This is a genomic window from Actinomadura rayongensis, assembly GCF_009831215.1.
GTDB lineage: Bacteria > Actinomycetota > Actinomycetes > Streptosporangiales > Streptosporangiaceae > Spirillospora > Spirillospora rayongensis.
In genome coordinates this window covers 1-10,133 of sequence record NZ_WUTW01000007.1, presented here as the reverse complement: position 1 = coordinate 10,133, position 10,133 = coordinate 1, and the positions used below count along the sequence as shown (strand labels likewise).

The 10,133-nt window shown below is 71.8% G+C and carries 10 protein-coding genes; 4 read left to right on the top strand and 6 right to left on the bottom strand.

Features of this window, described 5'->3' with window-relative positions; translation table 11 throughout:
* Nucleotides 1-3: 3 nt before the first annotated feature.
* Nucleotides 4-879 carry a ribonuclease HI gene (locus GQ466_RS25200; protein ID WP_161105527.1) on the bottom strand — a complete coding sequence of 292 codons (876 nt, stop codon included), beginning with the start codon at nucleotides 877-879 and terminating at the stop codon, nucleotides 4-6.
* 449 nt (nucleotides 880-1,328) lie between these two features.
* On the opposite strand from GQ466_RS25200, the gene GQ466_RS25195 reads away from it, so the two are divergent.
* Entirely contained in the window at nucleotides 1,329-2,138 is an 810-nt protein-coding gene (locus GQ466_RS25195) for an SGNH/GDSL hydrolase family protein (RefSeq protein WP_161105526.1), read from the top strand.
* Between the two features lie 12 nt (nucleotides 2,139-2,150).
* On the opposite strand, the gene GQ466_RS25190 is transcribed toward GQ466_RS25195, so the two are convergent.
* The 3 genes from GQ466_RS25190 to GQ466_RS25180 all read right to left on the bottom strand — a co-directional run bounded on the left by GQ466_RS25190 (nucleotide 2,151) and on the right by GQ466_RS25180 (nucleotide 3,202).
* A complete protein-coding gene (locus tag GQ466_RS25190; protein ID WP_161105525.1) occupies nucleotides 2,151-2,399 on the bottom strand; it encodes a hypothetical protein in 249 nt (82 codons plus the stop codon).
* Between the two features lie 224 nt (nucleotides 2,400-2,623).
* The gene (locus GQ466_RS25185; RefSeq protein ID WP_161105524.1) at nucleotides 2,624-2,839 is read right to left on the bottom strand and encodes a DUF5999 family protein; all 216 of its coding nucleotides are present in this window, start codon (nucleotides 2,837-2,839) and stop codon (nucleotides 2,624-2,626) included.
* 135 nt (nucleotides 2,840-2,974) lie between these two features.
* Nucleotides 2,975-3,202 carry a hypothetical protein gene (locus GQ466_RS25180; protein ID WP_161105523.1) on the bottom strand — a complete coding sequence of 76 codons (228 nt, stop codon included), beginning with the start codon at nucleotides 3,200-3,202 and terminating at the stop codon, nucleotides 2,975-2,977.
* A 771-nt stretch (nucleotides 3,203-3,973) separates the two neighbouring features.
* On the opposite strand from GQ466_RS25180, the gene GQ466_RS25175 reads away from it, so the two are divergent.
* On the top strand, nucleotides 3,974-5,371 hold the full coding sequence (locus tag GQ466_RS25175) for a trehalose-6-phosphate synthase (RefSeq protein ID WP_161105522.1): 1,398 nt from the start codon (nucleotides 3,974-3,976) through the stop codon (nucleotides 5,369-5,371).
* Between the two features lie 42 nt (nucleotides 5,372-5,413).
* On the opposite strand, the gene GQ466_RS25170 is transcribed toward GQ466_RS25175, so the two are convergent.
* Nucleotides 5,414-6,004, bottom strand: a complete 591-nt coding sequence (locus GQ466_RS25170) for an ATP-binding protein (RefSeq protein WP_161105521.1) — start codon at nucleotides 6,002-6,004, stop codon at nucleotides 5,414-5,416.
* A gap of 184 nt (nucleotides 6,005-6,188) precedes the next feature.
* Here GQ466_RS25170 and GQ466_RS25165 point away from each other — a divergent pair, with 184 nt between their 5' ends.
* Both GQ466_RS25165 and GQ466_RS25160 read left to right on the top strand, forming a co-directional pair.
* Nucleotides 6,189-6,431 (top strand): DUF397 domain-containing protein, encoded by a 243-nt coding sequence (locus GQ466_RS25165; protein WP_161105520.1) that lies wholly within the window; start codon nucleotides 6,189-6,191, stop codon nucleotides 6,429-6,431.
* Nucleotides 6,432-6,478: 47 nt separating this feature from the next.
* A complete protein-coding gene (locus GQ466_RS25160) occupies nucleotides 6,479-8,008 on the top strand; it encodes an acyl-CoA synthetase (protein WP_161105519.1) in 1,530 nt (509 codons plus the stop codon).
* Nucleotides 8,009-8,071: 63 nt separating this feature from the next.
* Here the strand turns inward: GQ466_RS25160 and GQ466_RS25155 are convergent, their stop codons facing one another.
* Nucleotides 8,072-9,643 (bottom strand): DHA2 family efflux MFS transporter permease subunit, encoded by a 1,572-nt coding sequence (locus tag GQ466_RS25155; protein WP_237418368.1) that lies wholly within the window; start codon nucleotides 9,641-9,643, stop codon nucleotides 8,072-8,074.
* Nucleotides 9,644-10,133 lie beyond the last annotated feature (490 nt).

Genomic DNA, 10,133 nt, shown 5'->3' with positions numbered 1-10,133 from the left:
CGGTCAGGCGGCGGGGGAGTGGTGGGCGGCGTGGTCGTGCCAGTCGGCGAGGAAGGCGCGGACGAGTTCCTCGGCGCGCGTCGTCGCGTCGAACGCGGTGGTGAGGCGGCGGCGGGCGATCGAGGCCAGGGAGTCGGCCGTCTCGTTGAGGGGGTGGCCGGCGTGGCCCTTGACGTGGTGGAGGCCGAGGCGGGGGCGGGCCGCCACGGACTCGGCCAGCCGCGCCAAGGCGGGGCCGCCCGAGCGGCGGGCGTGCGGGGCGTAGCCCTTCGGCATCGGTTCGACGTCGCCCGACCGCCACCGGCGCAGCAGGCGCAGGGCGGCCAGGCTGTCCACGAGGAGCGTCAGCGGGCCGTCGTCCTCCACGCGGTCCAGGAGCAGGGCGACGGCCTTGAGTTCGCTGACGAGGACGTTCCCGGGGCCGGCCGGTTCGCCGGGGCCCGACACGCAGCCGTGCATGCCCCAGCGTCCGTCGCTGACCACGTAGCCGAGGCCGCAGCGCCGGTTCTTGCAGGACGCGTCCGTCGCCGCGACCGTCGGGCCGGGGCGGCGCGCCCACTCGGCGAGGCTGCCGTGGTGGCCCGCGCGCGGCGCCGGACGGGCCGGCGGACGTTCGGGCGACTGCGGGCAGCGCGGATGGTGCCGTCCTGAGTCGACGTGGTGCTCGGCCTCGGAAAGCGCCAGCTCGACCCAGCCGAGGTCGCCGTACTGGGCGGCGGTGAAGCACAGGTCCAGGGAGGTGCGCGCGGCGGCGCAGGTGGGACATGCCTGGGCCCGGGTGGCGGCGGCGCGCATCCGCCGGGCGCGGTCGGCGGTCCGGGGCGGCAGCAGGAGGAGGCCCGACTCGAACCGATGGAGCGACATCGTCGTCGTAGTCATGAGACGGGTCCTCCCAGGCATGACATCCGTTGATTTGACGGCTAAAATACAACATATTCGCAAGCCCGATCAAGCGAAAACGGCATTTCCGCAGCCGTCGGTCGGGCGATTCTGTATGGGAAAAGGAATTCACCGCGCCCGGTCGGTTCGCGGGGGGTTCCGGGCCGTCCGATGGGAACGCCGCTGGTCAGGCGAGGGCCGTCCGGCGGGCGCACACTTTCCTAGCCCGAAGGTGAGACGACGGGGGCGCGACGGTGCCGGTCGCGGGCCGGTGAAACGCCGCTCATAAGCCCGCTGACCTGCGGATTCAAGGGAACCGGATCTTCGTCGCGTATCGCCTATTTACCGATGTGCCCGGAGGATACGTCCAAGGTCATCGGGGCGGCGCGAAAATGCATTCCGGTCTATAACCAAAGGAGACCCGGTCCCGCCCTGCCCTCGGAGCCCCGATGCGCCGTTCCCGCCTCTGCCAGGCCGCCGCCGGAACCGCCGCGGTCCTCGCCGCGTCCCTCGCCGTCCCGGTCCAGGCCCGCGCGGCCGGGCCGGACTACGTCGCGCTCGGCGACTCGTACTCGTCCGGGACGGGGGCCGGTTCCTACGACCCCGCGTCCGGCGACTGCCAGCGCAGCGCCAACGCCTACCCGCGGCGCTGGGCGGCGGCCCACGCGCATTCGTCGTTCGCGTTCGCGGCCTGCTCGGGCGCGACGAGCGAGACGATCAGGAGCGGCCAGCTCGGCTCCCTGTCGGCGAAGACCGACCTGGTGAGCATCACCGTCGGCGGCAACGACGCCGGATTCGCCGGCGTCATGCAGACGTGCGTGCTCCAGACCACGACGAGCTGCCAGAACGCCGTCGCCAAAGCGCAGACGTTCGCCAAGGAGACGCTGCCGGGCAGGCTGGACGGCCTGTTCGCCGCGATCCACGGCCGGTCGCCGGGCGCGCGGGTCGTCGTGCTCGGCTACCCGCACCTGTACACGATCGTCAGCGGCTGCGTCGGCATCGGCAACGCCAAGCGGACGGCCCTCAACGCGGCGGCCGACACCCTGGACCAGGTCGCCGGGGCCGCCGCGCGCCGCGCCGGGTTCGTCTTCTCCGACGTCCGCGACGAGTTCGCCGGGCACGAGCTGTGCTCGGGCCAGGGCTGGCTCAACGGCGTGACCGTCCCGCTGGGCTCGTCCTACCACCCGACGGCCAAGGGCCACGCGAACGGGTACCTGCCCGCGTTCGCCGGGGCGGTCGCGCCCGCGCTCGCGCGCTGACGGGACGGCCCGTCAGCGGAACATCCCGCCGGACTCCTCCCCGTCGTTCTCGCGCCGGGGCTCGGCGTCGAGATATTCGTCGTCGGGCCAGAGCTGGTCGGCGAGCCAGGCGAGGTACTCCTCGTCGCCGGGGTCCAGCTCGGCGGTCATGGATTCGGGATAGCCACCCGGTTCCTCTCGTGCGGGCGCGGTGCGCAGCAGGCGAGGCAGCCAGAGCGCGAGCGCGCCGGCGAGTGAGGCGAGAACGAGAGCCGTGATCACACCGCGCCGTCCTTCCGCGTTCGTATCCGGGGCGTGATCTTGCGTACGCGATCCTTGCGTAAGGAGCAAAACGCTTGAACGCTACTAGGCGGATCTATCGGATGGGAGCGCGACATGCCGCACGGGAGGGAGACTGATTCCGCGGACTTTCCCGGAAGTTGGGACATGTGCCCGGCGGCGGAGACGAACGGGAAGCGCCCGCTACGACCGCCGGGGACGGGGCGTCAGCGCGGCGGTGCGGCGGCGGGACGGTGCGGCGCCACGGCCCGGCCGTCGGGGAGCAGCTCGCCGGTGTCCTCGAACAGGACGATGCCGTTGCAGAGCAGGCTCCAGCCCTGCTCGGGATGCGTCGCGATGACGCGCGCGGCCTCGCGGTCGCGGCCGTCGGCCGGCGGGCACGGCGGCTGGTGGGTGCACGGCTTGGTGAAGCGAGCGGACATGAGGACCTCCGTGTCCCCGGGATGGGGACGTCCATCAGCGTGCGGCCGGGTGTCCGAAAAAGGCAAGTTCATGGGTAATTCTTTACCTTTGGAATCCGACAAAGTGCGCGCGTCCGGCTTTACGCCCCGCACGCGTCAATCGGCCGTGTCCTCGCCGTCGCAGGCGCGCCAGGACCGCTCCAGGTCGAGGTACTCGTCGTCGGGCCAGTGCTCGGCGGCGAGCCAGGCGAGGTACTCCTCGTCCCCGGGGCCGAGGACGGCCGTCAGCGACTCCGGATGGGGCGGCGTACGGCGGACGGGGCCGACCCGCGCCAGGGCCAGGCAGAGCAGCGTGAGCGCGGCGAGGGCGGTCGCGACGACCATCGTCGGTCCTCTCCTGACCCGTACGGGGAGCCGGTCGATCATGAAGGGGTTTCACGAAACCTCCGGCACGCTACAAGGAACGCGGACGTTCCGAAAGTCGATCTCCGCCGCCGTGCGCCCGCTTCGCTGTCCGAAATGCCGTCCCGGGCGAGTGGTGTCCGAAACGGTGGAGCGACAGGCCGGGCCCCGGAGCGGAGATGGCCCGGACGGGCGGTCTGTGACCGAAGTGGAGACCCGGCGCGACGGCGCCCGGCCCGGCGCGCCGCAAGGGCCGGCACGCCAGGCGCTTCTTGTGACTTCTGTCACCTTTTGTCGGATAAGTTCAGTTTCTAGGGCATTTACGGTCGTGCTCGTCACAGAACAGCCTGGTCAGCGCGCACGTACCGCGCGTCCGGCCGTCCGCTCGGACCGTGACAACCCGCGTGAAACCCGGCGGGCCGCGCGGTGCCGCGAAGGGCGTCCGTGGCACGCTCCAACCGCTCTCCCGGACGCCCTAGCACACCGCGGTTCCGGCCATTTGGACAGCATCCATGCAGGTCACGGATTTCGGCCACCGCTAACCGCCGATTGGCAACCGGGGCAAAGTGGGACGCGGTCCGCCGCATAGGAACGTTCCGGACGGGTAATACCCCCGCGCCCCGGCGGACCGATGCACGCGACCCCCGGCTGACCTCGCCCGTCGTCCGGCAGGGGCAAAATGACCAGTGAGTCCCGGGACCGCGGTCCCGGACGGATTGATCACCAGGGGTGCCTGGGAAAGGCGGGTCGTCGGTGTCGCGCGAGAGCGAGTTCGTGGTGGTGGCCAACCGGCTGCCTGTGGACAGGGTGGCGGGCGGCAACGGATGGCGGCGCAGCCCCGGGGGATTGGTCAGCGCGATCGCCCCGGTCATGCGCAGCCGTCAAGGGACGTGGGTCGGATGGTCGGGCGCGGCGGGCGAGGACCTCGACCCGTTCGTGGAGGACGGGATGCGTCTCGTCCCCGTCCGGCAGTCGGCCGAGGACGTCGAGCTGTACTACGAGGGCTTTTCCAACGCGACGTTGTGGCCGCTGTATCACGACGTCATAGCGCCGCCCGTGTACGACCGGGCGATGTGGGACGCCTACGTCCGCGTCAACGAGCGGTTCGCGGCGGCGGCGGCCGAGGTGGCGGCCGAGGGCGCGGTCGTGTGGGTGCAGGACTACCAGCTCCAGCTCGTCCCGGCGATGCTGCGCGCGCTCCGGCCCGACCTGAAGATCGGATTCTTCCTGCACATCCCGTTCCCGCCGCCCGAGCTGTTCTACCAGCTCCCGTGGCGGCGCAAGATCCTCGAAGGGCTGCTCGGCGCGGACCTGGTCGGCTTCCAGCTCCCCGGCGCGGCGGCGAACTTCGTCCGGCTGTGCCGCCGTCTGCTGGACGCCCGCACCGTCAAGCAGGACGTGGAGTGGGAGGGCCGCAGGGTCCGGGCGCGCGCGTTCCCGATCTCGGTGGACGTGGGGGAGCTGCGCGAGCTGATCTCCCGGCAGGAGGTCCGCTGGCGGGCCGACGAGATCCGCGCCGACCTCGGCGGCGGGATCGTCCTGCTCGGCGTGGACCGGCTCGACTACACCAAGGGCATCACCCAGCGCCTCCAGGCGTTCGGCGAGCTGTTCGCCGACCGGGAGCTGAAGCCGGGGGAGGCGGTGTTCGCGCAGATCGCGACGCCGAGCCGCGAGCGCGTCGAGCAGTACCAGCTCCTGCGCGACCAGATCGAGCAGCAGGTCGGCCGGATCAACGGCGAGCACGCCGAGCTTGGGTCGCCCGTCATCCACTACTTGCACACGTCCTACGACCGCGAGGAGCTGGCGGCACTGTTCCTCGCCGCGGACGTGATGGTCGTGACCCCGCTGCGGGACGGCATGAACCTCGTCGCCAAGGAGTACGTCGCGTGCCGTGAGGACCTGCGGGGCGTGCTCGTGCTGAGCGAGTTCGCGGGGGCCGCGCCCGAGCTGCGGCGCGGCGCGTTCCTGGTCAACCCCTACGACATCGACGGGCTGAAGGAGACGCTGCTGACGGCCATCCGCTGCGAGCCCGCCGAGCAGGCCCGCCGGATGCGCGTCCTGCGCAAGCGCGTGCTGGAGCACGACGTGGACCGCTGGGCCGCGGACTTCCTCGACGAGCTGGAGGACCCGGCCGCGCAGCCCGCGGGATGACGCGTAACCGGCCGGTGCCGCGCGGGCACCGGCCGGGACGGGTCAGGACGCGGCGGGCAGGTCGAACGCGGCCCAGACGGCCTTGCCGCCGCTGCCGAGCGGCGCCCAGCCCCAGGCGGAGCTGACGGCGCCGACGACGAGCAGGCCGCGCCCGCTCTCGGCGAAGACGTCCTCGGCCGGCAGGACGGGCTCGGGCCGTCCGGAGCCGGGGTCGGTGACGACCGCGACGAGCCGCCGCGGGTGGCGCAGCAGGACGAGCTGCAGCCGCCGTCCGGCCCCCGGGGCGAGGTCGCGCAGGCCGTGCCGGAGCGCGTTGGTGACCAGCTCGGAGACGGCCGTGACGGCGTCGTCGGAGACCGCGGCGAGTCCCCACGCGGCCAGAGTCGTGGACGTGAACGTACGGGCCTCGTGCGACGCCTCGGCCTCGCCCGCGAGGACGAGCCGGGCGGTCTCGGGCGTGCCGGTGTGCGGGGCGGGCCAGAAGCCGCGCAGGCCGGGCTCGGGAACGGGCGCGCTCCAGGAGACCGGGGTGGGGGACGCGGCGGGCGCGGAGTAGTCGGCGTCGGGATGCCGGCGCCGCCGCGGACCGTCGGCTGCGGGGACGGCGACGGCGTGTGCCTGGTCAACGATCATTGTCAGAACCCCAAGGCGAACGGGTGGAGCGGGGGCGGGCGTTCGCTATCTTGCTCCCCAAGTCGTGCATATGCAAGACCGTATGCATGAACGAATGCACGTGCATCTCGTACCATGCCTGGTGGGGCGGGGGCGGGATCACGGACTCCCGGGTGCCGGGAGCCGGAACGCCGAAGGGGGCACGATGAAGGGGCAGGAGCTGCCGTCCGCCAGGCCGGCCGACCTCGTGTGGCAGAAGAGCCGGCGGAGCGATCCCGGGGGAAACTGCGTGGAGCTGGCCGAACTCCCCGGCGGGGACATCGCGGTCCGCAACTCGCGCTATCCCGACGGCCCGTTCCTCGTCTACACGCGCGCGGAGGTCGAGGCCTTCGTCGGGGGCGCCAAGGACGGGGACTTCGACCACATGCTCGTCGGATCGGCGGGCTGAACCGAACCCCGTTCCAATCGGCGGCCGGCCCGGGTACCGTGCCGGACATGGACCTGGGGCAGATCGCCGCGCGGACGCCCGGCCGGCCCGCCGTCGTCATGGCGGGCTCGGGACGGGTCGTGACCTACCGGGAACTGGACGAGGCGTCCAACCGGCTCGCGCGGCTGTTCCACGCCGCCGGCCTGCGCCCCGGCGACCACGTCGCGCTGCTGCTGGAGAACCATCCGCTGTTCCTCGCGGTCACCTGGGCGGCGCAACGATCCGGCCTGTACTACACCGCCGTCGGCACGCGGCTCGGCGCCGAAGAGGCGGCCTACATCATCGACGACTGCGGGGCGTTGGCCTTCGTCACCAGCGCCGCGCTGGCCGACGTCGCGGCGCCCGCCGCCGAGCGGACGCCGCGCGTCCGGCTGCGGCTGATGCTCGACGGCACGGCGCCCGGGTTCGCGTCCTACGAGGAGAGCACGGCCGCCCATCCTCCGCTTCCGCTCGACCGGGAGCTGGAGGGGGCGGACATGCTGTACTCGTCGGGCACCACGGGCCGTCCCAAGGGCGTGAAGCCGCCGCTGGCGGAGGTCCCGTTCGGGACCCCGGGGCCGCTCTGGCAGCTCGTCTCGCTGCTGTTCCCGCCCGGCGAGGACGCCGTCTACCTGTCGCCCGCGCCGCTCTACCACGCCGCGCCGCTGCGCTACAGCATGACGTTCCAGCGGTTCGGTGCGACGGTCGTCGTTCAGGAGAAGTTCGATCCCGAGGGCGCGCTCGCCGCGATCGAGCGGTACGGCGTGACGCACAGTCAGTGGGTGCCGACGATGTTCGTGCGGATGCTGAAGCTGCCCGAGGACGTCCGCGCCCGCTACGACATGTCGACGCTGCGGTACGCCATCCACGCCGCCGCGCCGTGCCCCGTCCCGGTCAAACAGCGGATGCTGGAGTGGTGGGGGCCGATCCTGCACGAGTACTACGCCGGTACCGAAGGCAACTGCTTCGTCTACGCGAGCCCCGAGGACTGGCTCGCGCACCCCGGCACGGTGGGACGCCCGCTGCTCGGCGAGGTCCACGTGTGCGACCACGACGGCCGCGAACTCCCGCCCGGTACCGACGGCACGCTCTACTTCGGCAACGGCCCCGCGTTCGCCTACCACGGCGACCCGGCCGGGACCGAGGCGGCGCGCGACCCCTGTGGCCGGGGCTGGACCACGCTCGGCGACATCGGGCACGTGGACGCGGACGGCTTCGTGTACCTCACCGACCGCCGCGCCCACACGATCATCAGCGGTGGGGTAAACGTGTACCCGCAGGAGGCGGAGAACGTCCTCGTCGTCCACCCGAAGGTCGCGGACGCGGCCGTGTTCGGGATCCCGGACGCCGAGATGGGGGAGGCCGTGCACGCCGTCGTCCAGCCCGCCGACCCGTCCGCCGCCGGACCGGAGTTGGCCGCCGAGCTGATCGCCCATTGCCGGGACCGGCTCGCCCACTACAAGTGCCCGCGCACGGTCGACTTCCGCGCCGAACTGCCGCGCCTCCCGACCGGCAAGCTGCTCAAACGGCTGCTCCGCGACGAGTACCGGACGTCCTGAAACGACGGACGCCCCGCCCCTGGAAGGTTCCCAGGGACGGGGCGTCCGGACGAGCCCGAACCGTCAGTGCATCGGCACGTGCTGCTTCTCGACCGGGCCGGCGTCGGACTCCGACGGGTCCACCCGGTGGCGCGGCATGAGCAGCGCCGGGACGAACGCGACGACCAGTAGCACCAGCGACCACCAGTAGGTGTGCTGGAACGCGTTGGACATCTTCTGGAGGATGCCCTGAAGGACGTCCGCCGGGAGGTTGGTCGGCAGGGTCTGACCGCCGCCCTCGCCGCCACCGCCGCCGCCCAGGCCCTCGTTCTTGAGCTGGTTGGTCAGCACGACCGCGATGAACGCGGTGCCGATGGACGCGGCGACCTGCTGCAGGATGTTCAGGCCGGTGCTCGCCCGCGGGACCTCCGCGTGCGACAGCGTCTGCATCGCCGCGGACATCGTCGGCATCATGGTCATGCCCATGCCGAGGCCCATGACGAACAGCGCGCCGCCGATCCCCCAGTAGGACGCGTCCGGGGTGATCTGGAGCGCGAAGCCCGCCGCGCCGAGGATGCTGAGCACGAGGCCGACGATGACGACCTTGCCCGCGCCGATCCGGTCGGTGAGCTTGCCGCCGGCCGGCATCGTCACCATCGCGCCGAAGCCCTGCGGGGCCAGCAGCAGACCGGACGCCATCGCCGACTCGCCGCGCACCTGCTGGAAGTACAGCGGCAGGATCAGCATCGCGCCGAACACCGAGCACGCGAACAGCACGAGCGTGCCGGACGCCGAGGCGACCGCGCGGCGGCGGAACAGCCGCAGGTCGATCAGCGGGTTCTCGTTGCTCGGCCGCAGCGCGTGGGCGATGAACGCGACGACCAGGACGGCGCCGCCGATCGCGGTGATCAGGACGTCCGTGCGGCCGAAGTCGTTCTTGGCCGCGCCGGTGGCCAGCCCGTAGATCAGGGCCGCGAGGCCCGGGGACAGCAGCAGCAGCCCGAGGAAGTCCAGCCGCTCGGCGGGCTGGGCCTCGTCGCGCTTGAGGATCCGCGCGGACAGCACGAGCGCCACCGCGCCGATCGGCACGTTGATGTAGAAGATCCAGCGCCAGGACACGTCGTCGACGAGCCAGCCGCCGAGGATCGGACCGAGGATCGGGCCGAGCAGCATCGGGATGCCGACGATGCTCATGACCTGGCCGACGCGCTTCGGACCCGCCGCCTGCGTCAGGATCGTCATGCCCGCCGGCATGATCATTCCGCCGCCGAGGCCCTGAAGGACGCGGAACAGGATCAGCGACTCGGCGTTCCAGGCCAGGCCCGCCAGTGCCGAACCGATCACGAACAGGCCGATCGAGATCATGTAGAGGCGCTTGGTGCCGAACCGGGCCGACGCCCAGCCGGTCACCGGGATGACGGTCGCGAGCGCGAGCGTGTACCCGGTGGCGACCCACTGGATCTTCTCCAGCGAGGCGTCGAGGTCCTCGGTGAGGTGCTTGAGGGCGACGTTGACGACCGTCACGTCGAGAATGGACATGATCGCGCCGAGGACGACCACCATCGCCACGGCGAGCACGCCGCGATCGAGTCCTCCGCCGCCGGCGGCCTCGGAGGGTGGGCCGTCCATCGCCGAGGGGGACGCGGGAGCGGTCAAGACACTTTCCAATCGTCGGGCCGCGCGCGGGTGCGCGGGCGGGCAGGGTCGAGGGACCTGGTCGCGGGAGTACCGCAGCAAAATACTGCAGCGACTGACACTTTGCGACCTCTTAACGTTCGAGCTGGTCTGCAGTATTCCGGGTGGGTCCGACAGTCTCGTTCGCGTCCGGCCGGGAGCCTCCCGGTTCGTCGTCACCAGCGTCCTACCTCGGCCTTCGCTGAGGTCAAGCGACTGTGACGGACGAGACATCGCATCCTTAACCTTTGGTGTGGACTGTCCGGAACGTGCAAACTCATCGCTAGGTCGTCCGGGCAGCCCCAGCGACCCCGGACGGCGAGGGTGGGGCCGTCCGAGGCCGCGCTGGGGGGGTGGGGGGTCATCCGAGGGGCTTGGGGGTGCCCTTCTTGCCGGGGCCGTGGCCCCACTTCAGGACCTCGTACTTGACGCCCTTGATGTGGCCTTCGCTGGTGCCGGTGTCGTACTTGCT